The sequence below is a fragment of the Flavobacterium glucosi genome (genome assembly GCF_048286535.1).
GTDB lineage: Bacteria > Bacteroidota > Bacteroidia > Flavobacteriales > Flavobacteriaceae > Flavobacterium.
In genome coordinates this window covers 1-17,101 of the sequence record NZ_JBLVPK010000004.1, presented here as the reverse complement: position 1 = coordinate 17,101, position 17,101 = coordinate 1, and the positions used below count along the sequence as shown (strand labels likewise).

Below are 17,101 nucleotides of genomic sequence, written 5' to 3'. Positions count from 1 at the left end.
AGGCAGAGAAAGATATAACGGACAGCAGGATTAGCTCCTGAAAAAATTACACGATTCCGTGTTCGTTTTCTTTGTCTAAATATTCTTGTACAATATCAATGGCATTAGTCACTACATCACTTAATGCGGTGATGAAACTTCCTTCTTCGGCACAATTTATGGCGTGTTTTATGGCTTCAGTTTCCTTAGGGATAATTTCATAGGTTACTGTTTTACCGGATGTTTTTATACCGTCAAGGATTAAATTAATGATTTCATCTTCGGTTCTTCCTCTTAGGTATTTTTCTTGGCGAATGATAATATGGTCAAACATTCGGGCGGCTATATTTGCACATTCTCGAATGTCCTCATCACGTCTGTCACCCACACCGGCAATAATTCCTATTTTTTTTGTAGCCTCAACACTTTGTAAATACTCTTCAACTCCTTTATATCCGGAAGCATTGTGGGCAAAATCAATCAGTACTTTGAATTTTTTGAACTCAAAAATATTCATACGACCCGGAGTTTGTGCGGCACTAGGAATAAAAGTTTGTAACGACAAGCTGATATCTTCGGTTTTAAATCCCCATAAATAGCTGGCTAATGTTGCCGCCAGTACATTGGCAATCATGAATTTTGCTTTACCGCCTAATGTTAACGGAACGTGAGTGGCGCGTTCAATCCGTATTTTCCATTCTCCTTTTTTAATGGTAATGTATCCGTTTTCATATACGGCTACCGTTTTGCCTTCGGCACAAAGTTTTTTGATGAAGGCACTGTCTTCGCTTAAACTAAAATAAGCGACATTACAATTCAAATCTTGGCCTATTTTTACACAATGTTCATCGTCTCCGTTTAAAACCGCCCAGCCATTTTTCTTGATACTTTTGACAACGGTCGCTTTTACTCTAGCCAAATCATCTAACGTGTGAATGTCACTTAAACCCAAATGATCTTCCTGTATATTAGTAATAATTCCAATATCACAAAGACTAAAGCCCAAACCGGAGCGCAGGATTCCGCCTCTGGCAGTTTCTAAAACGGCAAATTCCACCGTTGGATCTCTCAAAACGTATTCAGCACTGATAGGTCCTGTAGTATCGCCTTTTTCCATCATATGGTTTTGAATATAAATCCCATCTGATGTGGTGAATCCCACTTTGAATCCATTATTTTTTACAATGTGTGCCAAAAGTCGGGTAGTGGTCGTTTTTCCATTGGTTCCTGTAACAGCAATTATAGGAATGCGACAGGATTTTCCCGGTGGGTATAACATATCAATTACTGGCGAGGCAACGTTTCTTGGCAATCCTTCTGAAGGAGCAAGGTGCATTCTAAATCCAGGAGCCGCATTGACTTCCAGAATTACGCCGCCATTTTCCTTCAAGGGTTGCGTTAAATTCTCGGCCATAATATCAACACCACACACATCAAGTCCTATTACTCTTGAAATTCTTTCGGCAAGAAATATATTTTCAGGGTGCAACATATCGGTAACATCTACAGAAGTTCCGCCAGTACTTAAGTTTGCGGTAGATTTTAGGAATACAATTTCACCAATTCTCGGAATGGTTTCTAATGTGTAGCCTAGTTTTTCCAATAAATCTTCGGTATCTCTATCAACATCTATTTGTGTCAGTACATTTTCATGACCATAACCTCTTCTTGGATCCAGATTTGTGGTTTCAATTAATTGCTGAAGAGTGTCAGTTCCATTTCCTATTACGTGAGCAGGAACTCGTTTGGCAGCAGCAACTAATTTATTATCAATCACCAATATTCTAAAGTCGAATCCGGTAATAAATTTCTCTACAATGATTCGTTTGCTGTATTCTTTGGCGAAAGCCAAGCCTGAAACTGCATCTTCCCAATTAGTTACATTGATTGAAGCTCCTTTTCCATGATTTCCATCCAATGGTTTTAATACGATTGGATAGCCAATTTTTTTTATGGTCTCAGCCAAGTCGTCTTCGTCTACACAAATGCTTCCACTGGCAACAGGAATGGATGCCATATCCAACATTTTTTTAGTAAGTTCTTTATTACAGGCAATGTCCACTGCAATGCTGCTTGTTTTGCAGGTGATTGTTGCCTGAAAACGCATTTGATTGATTCCGTATCCTAGTTGAACCAAAGAATTTGTTCCTAATCGTATCCAAGGAATATTTCTGGAAACGGCTTCTTCTACAATACTTCCAGTACTAGGTCCTAGACGAACACGCTCTCGTATTTCACGCATTTTCTGTAAGTCGGCATTCAAGTCATAGTCTGTTCCTGCAATTAACGCTTCTGCAATGGCAACAGACGATTCTGCTGCAAAAAGCCCCACATTTTCTTCGGTATAACTAAAGACTACATTATAAGTTCCAGGAGTTTTGGTTTCTCTAGTTCTTCCAAAGCCGGTTTCCATTCCCGCCAAAGATTGAATTTCTAGTGCAATATGTTCAATTACATGTCCCATCCAAGTACCGCGTTCCACTCTGGAAAAAAAACCACCACGACAGCCTTCTGAACAACGATGCTCAATCATAGTAGGAAACATGGCTTCAATGCGTTCTTTAAATCCTTCAATTTTATTAGTTGGAAATTGTTCCATTTCCTCCAAATCCAATCGCATTTGGATTAATTTTTTTCTTTGGATACTCCAAATATTAGGTCCACGAAGGGCTTGAACTTTAATTATTTTCATAAAAACGGGAATGTTATTTTTTGAACTGAAAAATGGATATGTAATGAATTGATTTTAAATTTGATAGATTCTAACTTTGAAAAAAAGACAGGTATTTTAGATAGTTTTTTAAAAAAAGTATATAATTTAACTAAAGTAGTTTTTTAAAAATAGGAATCAAAATTTATTGCCTTAAAAATAAACAATACTTATTGAGGTTGTTATAATTTAAAAAAAAGAGATAGTTCAATGGCTTTTTTTATCTTTTTGGTTATTTTTACAAAATGAATATACTAGGAAAACTAATAATAATAGGAGGTGCGGTCGATAAAGGAAGTTTTACTGAAACCGATTTAGATAAAAATGCAACTAGCAATTTAAATTTTTTTGAAACTGGGATTTTAAAAAGGATATTAGACGAATCAAAACACAAAGAAAATTCCCGAATAGAAGTTATTACAACTGCCTCCGTAATTCCAAAAGAAATTGGTCCAGAATATGTTAAAGCATTTGAGTATTTGAATGCCAAAAATGTAGATATACTTATTATAGAAAGGCGCGAACAAGCTGCCGATGAAACCGTTTTAGCTCGATTAAAAGCTGCCGATATCGTTATGTTTACTGGAGGGGATCAATTGCGATTGACGTCCATTCTTGGTGGAACACCGTTTCATGACATATTATTGGATAAATACCATAATGAAGAATTTATTTATGCCGGAACTTCTGCAGGAGCTGCCGCAGCTTCTAATAATATGATTTATCAAGGGAGTAGCTCTGAAGCTTTATTAAAAGGGGAAGTGAAAATTTCTAGTGGATTAGGTTTAATAGACGGTGTTATAATCGATACTCATTTTGTACAACGTGGTAGAATTGGACGGCTTTTTCAAGCGGTTGTTGGTAATCCTAGAGTGCTGGGAATAGGACTTGGTGAAGATACGGGGTTGTTGATTACCAATAATGTCCAAATGGAAGCCATTGGATCCGGATTGGTTATTTTGGTTGATGGTCGGGAAATAAAAGACACCAATTTGACGAAAGTTGAATTAGGACAGCCGATATCAATTTCACATTTAGTGACACATGTCATGAGTAAATTTGACACCTATAATCTAGAAACGCATTTGATGCACATAGAATCTTCACATTACTTATAATTCAAGTTTTGGGTATTGGTTTTAGGCTTTAGTCCAAATATGCATTACCCAATACCAAACACCCATAATATGAAATTAATTATACACGGTGGTTTTTTCTCGGAATCATCGACCAATCACGAAACAAAAGTTGCCAAGCAAAATGCGCTGGAACGAATTGTAAAAGATTCCTATTCATTTTTAAAAACACATTCAGCATTAGAAACCGTTGTTTATGCAGTTTCACTCTTGGAAGATGATGAATTGTTTAATGCAGGGATTGGTTCCCAAATACAAAGTGACGGAAAAATTAGAATGAGCGTCGCAATTATGGATGGAGAAACCCAGAAGATGAGTGGCGTTATCAATATTGAAGATGTTAAAAACCCAGTTCAGGTTGCTCAAATATTAATGCAATATGACGACAGAGTCCTTGGAGGAAGTGAAGCAACTAATTTTGCAAGAGAAAACGGTTTTGAATTTTTTTCTACTGAGATTCCACAACGCCGAGCGGAATATGAAGCTAAGCTAAAATCCTTAGGAACTGGCACTGTGGGTTGTGTGGCTTTAGATACAAACGGAAAAATTGCTGTAGCAACTTCAACAGGGGGAAAAGGTTTTGAAATTCCGGGACGCATATCTGATTCGGCCACTGTAGCAGGGAATTATGCCAATGCATTTTGTGGTGTGAGTTTGACAGGGGTAGGTGAGGACATTGTGAGTAATGCGACAGCAGCCAAAATCGTAACTCGTGTTACAGATGGGTTCACATTACAAGACGCCTTTACTAAAACGTTTAAGGAATTAAAACCTTATGATGGTTTTGCGGGTGCAATTGCTATCGATAATCAAGGAAATATGTTTCATCAGGATTCGCATCCCAGTATGGTTTTTGCCAGTTTTGATGGAGATAATTTTGAAGTTTTCGATTAATTTATTGGACACGGATGAAACGGATTGAACAGATTTATGCTGATTTATGACCCCATTAATCTTTTTGTGTTAATATGGGTTATTTAGATACAGATTCCATGAATTTTCACCAGGTTTTTTAATTATACTATATGAAAGTACTACAGTTATTATTTTGAGCTATTAAACGACAAATATTTTTTTTTTAATTCGTATGAATCCGTTTAATCTGTGTGCTATTTGTTTTATTTAATTTAAATAAAATTCAAACCAAATAGGAATATGATCGGATATTTTTCGGGCTTCTTTTAATGAATTAAAGTTTTTATGAAAAGAAATTATTCCCGAATTTATAGAACTGATTTTTGAAGTTTTGTAATACATATTGTCAAATTCTGACGCTAGACATTTTCCATTTTTACAGGCTTGTTTCAAAGAAGTTTTCTGATTGACTAAAATAGATTGATACCCCATTTTTTTCAAAGGAATGAATACAGTATGTGATTGCGGACAATTGAAATCACCAGTAAATATTAAATTCAAGCTAGGGTATTCCTCGGGTAAAAACTTAAAGTATTTTATTTCGGTTTCAGGTTGTTTCTTTTTAGTAATTGCATGAAAATTAACGACAGTAAATTGTTTGTTTTCATATTGAAACGTGCAAAAATAGGGCTCTCTGTCAATCTCTAGGTGGTATTTTTTTTCGAGCCAAGCCCTTCCAATCTTTTTTAATTTGTTGGTTTTCCAAATAAAGGCATAGCGTTCTGTTTTGTATGCACTGCTGCTGGTTGGGTCGCTAATTACATAATCCCATTTAGCTCCTTTGCGATTGAGTTCACTTGCTAATCGGGCTACTGCTTGAGCACCGCCATAACCAGCTACAACCTCTTGAATGGCAATGATGTCATAATCACGAAGTGTATTTGCGATATAGTTTATAGTTGCATCGGATTTCGATTTACCCAGATTTTCGATGTTCCAAGAAAGGAGTCTGGTTTGCGAAAAGCCAAGGCAAGAAATAAGCAGAATCAGGGAAAATTGGAGTTTCAATTTGTGGGAGATTGAGTTTTAAAGTTATTTAGTTACACAATAACGGAAATTATCGGTGAAGAATTGTAGGGACTTCTACTTAATTATGAATTTAGTCTATTTTCTCTTTATTCGTTTTTATCTAAATTTGATTTGACTGTAGACTGGTGAAATAACTCTTAAATTTATACTGTGGAGTTTTCTGCTTTTGAATTTGGCAGTTAAGAATTCTTCCTTTTTTAACCTAAACAGGATAAAAATTTTCCCTTTATTATTATCTTCTTTTCCAAATTTTATACACTAAATAAATGATGCACATAGAACCGAAAATAATTATGGTAATATGAGCTGTAAATAATAAATTAGATTTTAAAATAAGTACTGATTTCATTGGTTTAGTCTTTATTTGTGTAAAACTATGTGCTTAAAAAATAGTGTTTTACTGTTCCCCTCATTTTGTATGAAAAATAAAAACTGTTTTATTCAAGAACAGTAGTATGGTTTTTTGGGTAGATAACTTTTCCTTTTCGTTGTCCCAAAAAATGGTTCACTGGACGCTGTTTCTCCGAAATATCTTTTGTGATTTCTATTGATTCATCATGATTGTTTCTATTGATCATTAGTTGTTTTTCATTTACCTCATATTTATTTGGTATATCCCTTTGTTTTTTTGGTTGTCTTTTTGAAGTATAAGAGAATAATGCTATCATTAACAAGAGTCCTACAACTATAATTTTTTTCATTTATTTTAAATAATATATTAGTTACAACATGCTTTCACTATTTTTTCACTATTTTTTCTCTAATTTTAAAAACCTTTGCACGTTGTTTTTTTGTTAATAGTGCTTTCTTTATTCCTTTATTCAGTTTTTTGCTTATGCTGTCAGATTTTACTTTTAAATAGGGGTATTTTGATAATGAAACGGTATTGCCTTTAAGAGATTTTTTATAATGTAGGAGATACTCTTTGACGTAATTAGCATAGTCATTGAGTTTTTCGTCCCATTTGTCGGGCATTAGTTCCTCTTTTTTTTCTGGGACCTTCAGAGCAGATATAGTTTCGTTTTTCTTCATGACCTCAATTATTTTTTAAAAAGGACTTAGATTTTTACCTCCTCAACAGTAAGTTTGATAAAAGAGATTCCTTTACGGGAAACCGTAAACCATTAAAATAAATAAATACCAAATGGGATGTGGGCTTTCGTAGCTTGTAAAACATTCTCAAATTAGTATATTGAAATAAATAATGATTACAGTTTTATCCAATTGCTTGCAATCCAGTCGAATAATTGAGTTCGATATATTTCATTTTCCAAAGAGGGATGCTGTAAAAATCCTTCAGCTTTTTGAAAACTTGCTTTGGTTTGAGGAACTTTATATTTCTTTAGAAACTGATTGCAGAAATGAATTACTTCAAACTCTTCTGTTTTATCAATATAAATCCTATCAAGGACATCGATAGTTTTAGTATGATCTTTGGCATTGATTGTTTGCGAATATCCAGTAAATGCTAAGTCTTCTCTCGTGAAATCTGCCATTTTGTATGATTTAAAGTTTTATTAGCCAAACCTAATGTCTTTAGAAACCATTTCTTTACGGGAAACCGTAAAAGAGGTTATTATTTTATAAATAAAAATAATAATCAATTACTAAGACTTTAAATTGTTGATTTTATATAACGGATACTATCTATTATTGCATCGTTTTTTTATTGGAGAGAAAAATTTTCAGCTTATACTAAGCCTAAATCTTTGGTAATGGCAATAAGATGTACATTATTGGTGGCTTTGAAGTATACTTTTAATCTGTTGATACGTTTTTCGAGACTGCTGTTGCCATTGGGAATTATTCCCGAATTTTTAAATTCCGAGGAAATCTCCTCAAGTGTTAAACCTTTAGATAATGATTTTAAAAGTGAAATGTCATAGGATTCAATTTCAAAAAGTGATTTGTCTCTTAAAGCATGAGATATTTCAGCTGATGGCTTGATTTCTTCATTATTATAAATGCGTTGAATTGCTTTCTTTAGCTCAGGAATGCTATCTCTTCCTTTAGATACATAAGCATTAATTCCCAAGTTATTGAAAAGTGATTTTATTCTAAAAGATTTATCTTCTATAGAGAATACTATTGCCTTGATATCAGGTTGTACTTTTTTTACTGCTTCAATTAGTTCTTCCCCTGAGTTCAGCCTATTCTCTCTATGGTCTGGTTTAAATGATAAATCACTAATTAATAAGTCATAGGGATGATTGTCATGTAGTGCTTTTTTTATTTTTAAAAAAGCATCATCACAGTATTTGGCATGGTGAATTTCCAAGATAGAAATTTCCTCTAGTGCTTGAATAACGGCTATACTGATACTGTCTAAATCTTCGGCTACTAAAACTTTTTGGAACATAGAATCGAGTATTATATTGGAATAATAAATTGCACTTTAAATCCTTTATCTGATTTAGTGTCAAAAGTAATTATTCCTTTTATGGCCTGAATACGGTTTTCCACATTTTGAAGGCCATTTTTTAAATTTAATTGTTCTAATGTTGCTCCGACACCATTATCAGTGTATTCAATTTGTAATTTGTTTCCTGTTTTTTTAAAAGTTAGAACAACTAAACTGCATTTGCTGTGTTTTTTCATGTTGACCAGCAATTCTTGTATAACACGATAAATGATAATTTTTTTGTTACTATCTAGTGCTATCCAATTGATTGAATCCATTCCGTTGGTTATCACATTTACTTCTGGGGTAGTAAAACCGGACATCATTTCTTTCAAATCAGATATAAATAGAGGACCAGTTTCCATAGCATTATTCTCTCGGGATATGTTTCGTGTCCTTGAATAAATGGTGTCTAGATTGGAAATCAATATTTCTTTATTCTGTTTTGTGGATAAATCTTGAGTTTCTGCAAAAGCCATAGTGTGATAGACATCGTTAGCTAATTCATCGTGAAGTTTTTTAGAAATCCGAATTTCGGTATTGTAAGCAGCTTTAATCTTTTCTCTTCTATTTCTGGCTAATAATATGTTGGTTATAGAAATACTTATTGCAGTAATTATTCCCACAACTAAATATAATATCAAATTTCTCTTTTTTTGATGTTCTGATTCAAGTATTTTTTGGGCTTTTAGTTTCAGATTTTCCTCTTTTTCTTTCTTGGAGTCGTATTTAATTTTAGCAAATTGATTCTTAGCCTTTTGTCTCACTTTAGTAATACTGTCATTAATATGGAGGTATTTCAAAGAATATTCTTTGGACTTATTTCCTGGACTGTTTTGTATTAGTAACTTTAGACAATTCAACCTTGAGTCAACGCTGTTAAGTTGTGTAGCTTTTTCATAGGCAAGTAAGGCATAATTATTTCCCAAATTGAGATCGTTTTTTTTATGATACTCAGAAAGATTGTAATAACTTGAAATTAGTCCCCAGTCATCCTTTTCTTGTGTTTTTATTTTTAAAGATTGATTCAAAAAATCAACTGCTATTGGATTTCCTAGTTTAAAATAGGAATAACCTAGATTATCAATTATTCTGGAAAATGATTCGGAATTGTTTAAAACTTCTTTTTTGAAAGTTAATGGATATAGAATTTGTATAGCACGCCTATGATTTCCCATTTCCATATATGTTAAGGCGATATTGTTTTTTATATCTGATTTTCGGAGTTCATCGGTTTTTAAATTTAATGCTTTATTGTAATAGTAAAGAGCATTTTCATAATTGTATGCAAATAAATAATTATTACCTAATATTGTATAAATATTCCATTTATATTTGGGATTCGTAGTTTTTTCTAAAAAAGGAATCGCCTCCATCGCTGTAGTTTCACTGCCAGAATAGTCTCCTTGGTTTTGTTGGATAGTAGCTAAATTAGATATCGAATAGATTATTTTAGAAACATCTTTTTTTTCATCACAGGCTGATTTAGCTTTGTTGAAATAATAATAGGAACTATCATATTCTGATTTTTCAAAATATTTGTCTCCTAGATCAATTAATCGATCAATTTCAGCTGTATTGTCTTTTTTCTGGGGATTGTTTAGCGTCTTTTTTTCACAGGAGTGGAGTATTAAAAAGAATAACAATGACAAAGAATAAACTATGGTGTGCAACTTTTTTAGAATCATTTTCCGAAAATAATAAATTAATTAAAATATTGAAACTATCGCCTAAGCAATTTAGAGTATGGTTGCATAAGAAAAGCTTTCGTTCCTATGCATCAGTTAAATTATTGTTAGTGTTTTAACTACTTGTATTGTTTTTACTGTAGGACTTAAAGCTTGCTGAAACATGTGAATTAGAATTACATTGGAAAAATAAAATGCACCCTAAACCCTTTATCTAATTTAGTGTCAAAAGTAATCGTTCCTTTTATAGCTTGAATGCGGTTTTCTATATTTTGAAGTCCATTTTTTGAATTTAATTGTTTTAATGTTGCACCAATCCCGTTATCGGTATAATCTATCTGTAATTTGTTGCCGTTCTTTTTGAATGTCAGTACAACTAAACTGCATTGACTGTGCTTTTTCATGTTGACCAGTAATTCTTGAAGGACACGATAAACGATAATTTTTTTGTTACTTTCTATTGTTAACCAATCAATAGAATCCATTCCATTAGTCAAGACGTTTACCGTATCAATAATGAATCCAGACATCATTTCTTTCAAATGCGACACAAATAATGGCCCTGTTTCTATAGTGCTGTTTTCTCGGGATATGTTTCGTGTTCGGGAATAAATAGTATCCAGATTAGTAAGTAATATTTCTTTATTCTGGCTGGTAGATAAATCTTGAGTTTCTGCAAAAGCCATTGTATGATATACATCATTTGCCAATTCATCATGAAGTTTCTTAGCAATTCTAATTTCGGTATTGTAAGATGTTTTTATTTTTTCTCTTTTGTTCTGGGCTAGTTGAAAACTATATACAAAAACACTTGACATAATTATAATTCCAACTGCTAAGGATAATAATAGATTTCTGTTTTTTTGTTGTTCTAACAGAAGTGCATTTTCTGCCTTTTGTGTTTTTAGATTTTGATTCTCTTCTCTATTTTGATCACTATCGTATTTGATTTTTATAAACCGGTCTCTAGCGTTATTACGTACTTTTGTGATACTATCATTAAGGTGGATATAGTCCGAAGCATAGTTATTGGAGCTTTTTTCGAGAGTATTTGATATTAAAAAGGACAATGACCTCAATCTCTCATCAATACTGTTGAGTTTTGTGGCTGTTATGTAAGCCTCTTTGGCGTGTTTCTTAGCATGATGAGAATTTATTCCTTGGTAATATTCTGCTAGATGTAAATGGCTTTCAATACTTCCATAAAAATCTTTATAATTTTCTCTAAGGGAGAGTGATTTTGTCATTAATTTAAATCCTTCTGAATTGCGTTTTGTTTTAAAATAACAGTAGCCTAGATTGTCTAGAACTCTTGCTTTTCTTGTACTCATTGTATTTAAAACAGATGATTTCAAAATGGATTCCAGTATTCTAATTGAAGAATCATATTTTTTCATTTTGATATAAACTGTGGCAATATTATTTTCTAAAGAAATTCTTCCTATCGAATCATTCGTAAATGTTATGGCTTTACTGTAATAATACAAAGCATCTTCATAATTGAAAAGTTCTTTTGAAGAAATACCAAGAAGGTTGTATGCTGCTGATTTATAAGTTGCGTTTAGCTGTGTAAAGGATAAGGCTTCAATTAAATTTTTTTCACTTCCAAGATAATCACCAGAAGTTTGTTGGCTATGTGCCATTTGAATTAAATTATAGCTTACTGATGCACTATCTTTTTCTAATTCATAGAGTATTTTTGAACGGTTATGGTAATGAAAAGCACTATCAAATTTTTGAGTGGCAAAGAACTGATCGCCGGTATCTAATAATTTGCCTGCCTGAACGGCATTTTTATTAATGCTATTTTCTTTATTGGAGACAGATTCATTTTTTAAATCATTTTGACAAGAATAGACAAAAATTGAGAATAGAAATATTAAAATCGGGGAACGCAACATAAAGATTACTTTTCCCGAATTTAGTGATTTATCGTTAATAAATTATGTTTTGATACTCTGATTATTTTTTAGGAGGTGGTTTTATTGGAGCGGTTTCATATCTAGGGCAAGCTCTGTTGACAAACTGTCAATCGTTGTTAATGGTATAGAATTCTTTTGTTTCCCGAAACGTTCTCCCACTTCTTCATTATCATTCGTACACGACACAAATAATAAACCCCAAACTGCACTAGTTGTAATAATAATTATTCTTTTCATTTTTTGGAATTAAAAATTAAACATAGATTGGACTGTCCGATATTGAAATCTAATCTTTGCCTGCGAAGGCGAGCCATTAAAAACTTTGTTCTTTTGCCTTTTGGGAAGTGAAGTGTGTTGAAACAGAATGGTATGATTTATACTTCCCAAATAAACGTACCATACTGTTTAACAACCCTTTTATTAGAACTAGATTTTACATTTGTTTTTACTGCAATTCAAAACAGGAACTAATTCTGGAGCAAAGTAATGCTGTTTTTGTGGAATAATAATACCGGAATTCCTGTAATTCCGTTTAGAGAAAGAGGAAGTGGCTGATGAGAATTTTCCTTTAAGGAAATTGATTAAAAAAGTCGTTTTAACAGGAAATGATGTGAAGATTGGTAAAGAGACTGCGGTATTTTGTGCAGTAGTACTATCCTTGTTTTTTATGGGATATACTGTAAAAGGATTTTTATTTCCAAAAAAGGAATGCATGCAGTGGGAGGGAAATCATTATATAGTTGTAGATTGTGCCAATGATAAATTAGGAATCGGTCAATTAGAGTGGATTGTTCCTATTGATCAAAACATCATGAAGTTGAATAAATTGGATTCAAATAGGAAGTTAAGCTTCTTTAAGAATCATAAGTCATTAGTTTGGTATTGTAAACGTGATGGAGCGATAGAGCTTTTTAATATTCCCGGATTTCACCCAGAAACTGGAAAGCCCTTAAAATCCATAACTAAGTACATTATAAAAAAGGACAATATGGAAAAACGAATGGTTTTAAAATAAAAGAACCCCAATCTTTCGATTGAGGTTCTATATAAGTAAGTAATCTAAATTGAGTTGATAAAACGTTTATTTTACTTTATTAAGTACTGCTTTGAAAGCTTCAGGGTGATTCATCGCTAAATCTGCAAGAACTTTACGGTTCAATTCGATTCCGTTAGCTTTTACTTTACCCATGAATTGTGAATAAGACATTCCTTCCAATCTAGCTCCAGCGTTGATACGTTGAATCCATAATGCACGGAAATTTCTTTTGTTCACTTTTCTGTCACGGTAAGCGTAGCACATTGCTTTCTCCACCGCGTTCTTAGCAACTGTCCAAACGTTTTTACGTCTACCAAAGAAACCTTTGGCTTGCTTCATTATTTTTTTTCTTCTTGCTCTTTTAGCAACTGAATTTACCGCTCTTGGCATAATTTTATTGTTTTTTTTGTAGCAGGCGCCCCGAATTAAATCAAGAGAACTTAAAAGCCATACTCCAAGGTTATTTTAAATTGTTTTAACCTAAAGATTATTTAGTCAAAAGTTTTTAATGTTGAATGTCGAAAGTCTTTAAGACCTTTGACTTTACAACTTTAAGACTTGACTATATAATTCTTAATTGTTGTTTGATGCTTTTCATATCTGTTTTGTGAACTAGCGCAGAGTGTGTCAATGCTAATTTACGTTTTTTAGATTTTTTAGTCAAGATGTGACTTTTAAAAGCATGCTTTCTTTTAATCTTTCCAGAACCAGTAACTTTAAAACGTTTCTTGGCGCTAGATTTGGTTTTCATTTTAGGCATTTTTTCCTAGTGTTTTAATTTATTCTTACTTACTTATTTTTAGTTTAATGTTTAAAAGGCAAAAGTTTAAAAGTCAGCTTATGACTTTCGACTTTATGACTTTCGACTTTAAGACTTATTTTTTCTTCTTCGGAGCAATGAACATAATCATTCTCTTTCCTTCCAGAACTGGCATCGCTTCCACTTTACCAAACTCTTCAAGATCTGTCGCTAATCTCAACAATAGGATTTGACCTTGATCTTTATAGATAATCGAACGTCCTTTAAAGAAAACAAACGCTTTCAATTTCGCTCCTTCTTTCAAGAATTTTTCCGCGTTCTTTCTCTTAAACTCATAATCATGCTCATCGGTCTGTGGGCCAAAACGGATTTCTTTCACAACAACTTGTGTAGATTTCGCTTTTAAGACTTTATCACGTTTCTTTTGTTCGTAAACAAATTTCTTGTAATCCATGATTTTGCACACCGGTGGTTCTGCATTAGGAGAAATCTCAACAAGATCCAATTCAAATTGGTCCGCTAATCTTAGAGCCTCCGAAAGTTTAAAAACTCCGGGCTCAATGTTCTCTCCTACAAGTCTTACTTCTTGTACACCACGAATAAGACTATTTATTCTGTGGGCATCTTTTTTTTCTACGCGAGGTTGGTAACCTCTGTTGCTTCTTATTGCTATGACTTTATAATTTAAGTTAAACTGTAAATACTTTTAATGTTTTATTGATCTCTTCGTTTACAATAGCAACAAATTCTTCTATTGTAACGCTGATATTTCCTTTTCCTTCCTGTCCATGACGACGGATTGAAATAGTACCATTCTTCTCTTCTTCCTCGCCTACAATCAACATAAACGGGGTTTTCTGCATTTCGGCATCCCTAATTTTCTTGCCAATTGTCTCGTTTCTATTGTCTACAAGGGCGCGAATTTCGTGATTTTCTAGCAAATCTAAAACTTTTTTCGCATATATTTCATATTTCTCACTCAAAGACAAGATTATAGCTTGTTCGGGCATCAGCCAAAGCGGGAAATTTCCTGCAGTATGTTCTAGTAAAATAGCGATAAACCGTTCCATTGATCCAAAAGGAGCTCTGTGAATCATCACGGGTCTGTGTAATTCGTTGTCAGATCCTTTGTAAGTCAAATCAAAACGTTCCGGTAGATTGTAGTCCACCTGAATTGTCCCTAATTGCCATTGTCTTCCCAAAGCATCTTTTACCATGAAATCCAGTTTTGGACCATAGAAAGCCGCTTCTCCATATTCTACAACAGTATTTAAACCTTTGTCAGCAGCAGCATTGATAATCGCATTTTCCGCTTTTTCCCAATTTTCATCGCTACCTATATACTTATCTCTATTCTCTTTATCTCTCAAAGAAATCTGGGCAGTAAAGTTTTCAAATCCTAATGAACCAAATACATACAGTACCAAGTCAATTACTTTCTTAAACTCTTCGTCTAGTTGTTCCGGAGTACAAAAAATATGCGCGTCATCTTGAGTAAATCCTCTTACACGAGTTAAACCGTGTAATTCGCCACTTTGTTCGTATCTATAAACGGTACCAAATTCAGCATAACGCTTCGGTAAATCTTTGTATGACCACGGACGTACATTGTAAATTTCACAGTGATGAGGACAGTTCATTGGTTTCAATAAAAACTCTTCTCCTTCGGCTGGAGTACTAATAGGCTGAAAACTATCAGCGCCATATTTTGCATAATGCCCTGAAGTAACATATAATTCTTTCTGACCAATGTGTGGCGTAATCACTTGCTCGTAGCCACCTTTTTTCTGTGCTTTTTTCAAAAACTGTTCTAAACGATCTCTCAAAGCAGCGCCTTTGGGCAACCACAATGGCAATCCTGCACCTACTTTTTGCGAAAAAGCAAATAACTCCAATTCCTTTCCTAGCTTTCTATGGTCACGTCGTTTCGCTTCTTCCAGTAATTCTAGGTATTCGGTTAAGTCTTTTTGTTTAGGAAACGAAGTTCCGTAAACACGGGTCAACTGTTTGTTTTTCTCGTCACCACGCCAGTAGGCACCGGCAACACTCATGATTTTCATCGCTTTGATTATTCCAGTATTCGGAATATGGCCACCACGACATAAATCAGTAAACGTATCATGATCGCAAAACGTAATTGTTCCGTCTTCAAGATTGGTGATCAATTCAGTTTTATAAACATTGTCCTTATATAATTCTAGCGCTTCAGCTTTAGAAACGGGACGTAATTTGAATTCATGCTTTCCTCTAGATATTTCAAGAACACGATCCTCGATTTTTTTAAAGTCAGCATCAGTGATTTTCTGGTCTTCGAAATCTACATCATAATAAAACCCATTAGATATAGCTGGCCCAAGAGTTAATTTTATTCCTGGGTACAATTCCTCAAGCACCTGTGCCATCACGTGTGAAGTCGAATGCCAAAAAGCTTTCTTTCCATCAGCGTCATTCCAAGTATATAATATAAGACTGCCGTCCGTTGTCAAAGGAGTTGTGGTTTCCACAGTTGTACCATCAAAAGAGGCCGAAATCACATTTCTGGCAAATCCTTCACTAATGCTTTTAGCAACATCCATAGGAGTAACCCCTGGAGCAAACTCTTTAACTGACCCGTCGGGCAAAGTAATCTTAATCATTGTATATTATTTTAAGAATGCAAATATAGACCATTACAAAAATACATACAATATATATGTAAGGTTTGTTACTATATAGGTGTAAAAACTAAATCAACACTCCTTATATATAGGTATAGAACGAATGTTTCTATTTAGGAGCTATTTCCCGCTATTCCTTTCAATCTTTTCTCTCGTAAAAGAAACGAGAGAAAAGGATTTTCACTGCTATCGGGGCTACGGTGTCTGTTTTATCTACTTTATGATTTAGTCAAAGTAGAAATCTCACTCATTAGTATCCATTATGCTACCTTATATATAGGACTGTAGCTTTCACATACATGTAGTATTCATTACCTGAATATATAATGACAACCATATTTTTATCCATTTCGTCACCCTCTCCTTCGGAGAGGGCCGGGGAGAGGAAAAATAGTTCCGTTTCAAAAACCATGTTTCCAGCGAGTTAAAGATTAGGTTAAGAAAACGTCAAAAAAAAGCTTTAAAAAGCTTGAATAACTGAATAAAGGTGCTAGTTTTGCACCCGCAATGGCGCAGAAGTTCTTTAAAATACTGGCAAGTTAATTAGATCGAGAGGGAAAATTTATTTTCTAAAAAAGATTTAAAAAAGCTTGTGAGATTAGAAAACGGATGTTACATTTGCACCCCGCAAAACAAGCAAAGTTCTTTGACAGATTGGTTATAAAACGAGAAGAAAATGAGGTAGAAATATTTCTAAAAAAACTTCAAAATTTTCTTGCCAGTTGAAAAAAGAGGTTGTACTTTTGCACCCGCTTCGAGAAACACTTTAAGTAGTGTTAATTGAGACGAGAAACAAGTAAGAACACGTTCCTAGACATATTGAATTGACAGCCGTTTTAAGAGAGATCTTAAGACAAAAGAATAAGAG

At 33.6% G+C, this 17,101-nt stretch carries 16 protein-coding genes; 3 read left to right on the top strand and 13 right to left on the bottom strand.

Annotated features, from left to right (window positions below):
* Positions 1-46: 46 nt before the first annotated feature.
* Positions 47-2,671, bottom strand: a complete 2,625-nt coding sequence (gene cphA / locus ACNQGD_RS08150; RefSeq protein ID WP_417998954.1) for a cyanophycin synthetase — start codon at positions 2,669-2,671, stop codon at positions 47-49.
* 263 nt (positions 2,672-2,934) lie between these two features.
* Between cphA and ACNQGD_RS08145 the strand changes: the two genes are divergently transcribed.
* The gene (locus ACNQGD_RS08145) at positions 2,935-3,807 is read left to right on the top strand and encodes a cyanophycinase (RefSeq protein ID WP_417996663.1); all 873 of its coding nucleotides are present in this window, start codon (positions 2,935-2,937) and stop codon (positions 3,805-3,807) included.
* Positions 3,808-3,876: 69 nt separating this feature from the next.
* The gene (locus tag ACNQGD_RS08140; protein WP_417998953.1) at positions 3,877-4,719 is read left to right on the top strand and encodes an isoaspartyl peptidase/L-asparaginase; all 843 of its coding nucleotides are present in this window, start codon (positions 3,877-3,879) and stop codon (positions 4,717-4,719) included.
* Positions 4,720-4,947: 228 nt separating this feature from the next.
* On the opposite strand, the gene ACNQGD_RS08135 is transcribed toward ACNQGD_RS08140, so the two are convergent.
* From ACNQGD_RS08135 to ACNQGD_RS08100, 8 genes are all read right to left on the bottom strand, one after another.
* A complete protein-coding gene (locus ACNQGD_RS08135) occupies positions 4,948-5,748 on the bottom strand; it encodes an endonuclease/exonuclease/phosphatase family protein (protein ID WP_417998952.1) in 801 nt (266 codons plus the stop codon).
* Positions 5,749-6,206: 458 nt separating this feature from the next.
* Complete coding sequence (locus ACNQGD_RS08130; RefSeq protein ID WP_417998951.1) at positions 6,207-6,470, bottom strand: hypothetical protein; 264 nt, start codon at positions 6,468-6,470, stop codon at positions 6,207-6,209.
* A 37-nt stretch (positions 6,471-6,507) separates the two neighbouring features.
* Complete coding sequence (locus ACNQGD_RS08125) at positions 6,508-6,801, bottom strand: hypothetical protein (RefSeq protein ID WP_417998950.1); 294 nt, start codon at positions 6,799-6,801, stop codon at positions 6,508-6,510.
* A 176-nt stretch (positions 6,802-6,977) separates the two neighbouring features.
* On the bottom strand, positions 6,978-7,265 hold the full coding sequence (locus ACNQGD_RS08120) for a hypothetical protein (protein ID WP_417993960.1): 288 nt from the start codon (positions 7,263-7,265) through the stop codon (positions 6,978-6,980).
* A 194-nt stretch (positions 7,266-7,459) separates the two neighbouring features.
* Positions 7,460-8,128 (bottom strand): DNA-binding transcriptional response regulator, encoded by a 669-nt coding sequence (locus ACNQGD_RS08115; protein ID WP_417998949.1) that lies wholly within the window; start codon positions 8,126-8,128, stop codon positions 7,460-7,462.
* An 11-nt stretch (positions 8,129-8,139) separates the two neighbouring features.
* Complete coding sequence (locus ACNQGD_RS08110; RefSeq protein ID WP_417998948.1) at positions 8,140-9,858, bottom strand: tetratricopeptide repeat-containing sensor histidine kinase; 1,719 nt, start codon at positions 9,856-9,858, stop codon at positions 8,140-8,142.
* A gap of 176 nt (positions 9,859-10,034) precedes the next feature.
* A complete protein-coding gene (locus tag ACNQGD_RS08105; RefSeq protein WP_417998947.1) occupies positions 10,035-11,759 on the bottom strand; it encodes a tetratricopeptide repeat-containing sensor histidine kinase in 1,725 nt (574 codons plus the stop codon).
* Between the two features lie 81 nt (positions 11,760-11,840).
* Entirely contained in the window at positions 11,841-12,017 is a 177-nt protein-coding gene (locus tag ACNQGD_RS08100; protein ID WP_417998946.1) for a hypothetical protein, read from the bottom strand.
* A 340-nt stretch (positions 12,018-12,357) separates the two neighbouring features.
* Between ACNQGD_RS08100 and ACNQGD_RS08095 the strand changes: the two genes are divergently transcribed.
* Complete coding sequence (locus tag ACNQGD_RS08095) at positions 12,358-12,795, top strand: hypothetical protein (RefSeq protein ID WP_417998945.1); 438 nt, start codon at positions 12,358-12,360, stop codon at positions 12,793-12,795.
* A 66-nt stretch (positions 12,796-12,861) separates the two neighbouring features.
* Here ACNQGD_RS08095 and rplT read toward each other — a convergent pair whose 3' ends face one another.
* The 4 genes from rplT to thrS form a co-directional block, all read right to left on the bottom strand.
* Positions 12,862-13,206, bottom strand: coding sequence for a 50S ribosomal protein L20 (gene rplT, locus ACNQGD_RS08090; protein ID WP_091205336.1), 345 nt, complete (start codon positions 13,204-13,206; stop codon positions 12,862-12,864).
* A 172-nt stretch (positions 13,207-13,378) separates the two neighbouring features.
* Positions 13,379-13,576 (bottom strand): 50S ribosomal protein L35, encoded by a 198-nt coding sequence (gene rpmI / locus ACNQGD_RS08085; RefSeq protein ID WP_022827375.1) that lies wholly within the window; start codon positions 13,574-13,576, stop codon positions 13,379-13,381.
* 115 nt (positions 13,577-13,691) lie between these two features.
* Entirely contained in the window at positions 13,692-14,249 is a 558-nt protein-coding gene (gene infC / locus ACNQGD_RS08080) for a translation initiation factor IF-3 (protein WP_416843209.1), read from the bottom strand.
* Positions 14,250-14,265: 16 nt separating this feature from the next.
* A complete protein-coding gene (thrS, locus tag ACNQGD_RS08075; protein WP_417998944.1) occupies positions 14,266-16,212 on the bottom strand; it encodes a threonine--tRNA ligase in 1,947 nt (648 codons plus the stop codon).
* Between the last annotated feature and the right edge of the window lie 889 nt (positions 16,213-17,101).

Bases quoted from the DNA above. Each gene is read 5' to 3' on its own strand.
- cphA (WP_417998954.1), bottom strand. From the start codon at position 2,671: ATGAAAATAATTAAAGTTCAAGCCCTTCGTGGACCTAATATTTGGAGT.
- ACNQGD_RS08145 (WP_417996663.1), top strand. From the start codon at position 2,935: ATGAATATACTAGGAAAACTAATAATAATAGGAGGTGCGGTCGATAAA.
- ACNQGD_RS08140 (WP_417998953.1), top strand. From the start codon at position 3,877: ATGAAATTAATTATACACGGTGGTTTTTTCTCGGAATCATCGACCAAT.
- ACNQGD_RS08130 (WP_417998951.1), bottom strand. From the start codon at position 6,470: ATGAAAAAAATTATAGTTGTAGGACTCTTGTTAATGATAGCATTATTC.
- ACNQGD_RS08125 (WP_417998950.1), bottom strand. From the start codon at position 6,801: ATGAAGAAAAACGAAACTATATCTGCTCTGAAGGTCCCAGAAAAAAAA.
- ACNQGD_RS08120 (WP_417993960.1), bottom strand. From the start codon at position 7,265: ATGGCAGATTTCACGAGAGAAGACTTAGCATTTACTGGATATTCGCAA.
- ACNQGD_RS08115 (WP_417998949.1), bottom strand. From the start codon at position 8,128: ATGTTCCAAAAAGTTTTAGTAGCCGAAGATTTAGACAGTATCAGTATA.
- ACNQGD_RS08110 (WP_417998948.1), bottom strand. From the start codon at position 9,858: ATGATTCTAAAAAAGTTGCACACCATAGTTTATTCTTTGTCATTGTTA.
- ACNQGD_RS08105 (WP_417998947.1), bottom strand. From the start codon at position 11,759: ATGTTGCGTTCCCCGATTTTAATATTTCTATTCTCAATTTTTGTCTAT.
- ACNQGD_RS08100 (WP_417998946.1), bottom strand. From the start codon at position 12,017: ATGAAAAGAATAATTATTATTACAACTAGTGCAGTTTGGGGTTTATTA.
- rplT (WP_091205336.1), bottom strand. From the start codon at position 13,206: ATGCCAAGAGCGGTAAATTCAGTTGCTAAAAGAGCAAGAAGAAAAAAA.
- rpmI (WP_022827375.1), bottom strand. From the start codon at position 13,576: ATGCCTAAAATGAAAACCAAATCTAGCGCCAAGAAACGTTTTAAAGTT.
- thrS (WP_417998944.1), bottom strand. From the start codon at position 16,212: ATGATTAAGATTACTTTGCCCGACGGGTCAGTTAAAGAGTTTGCTCCA.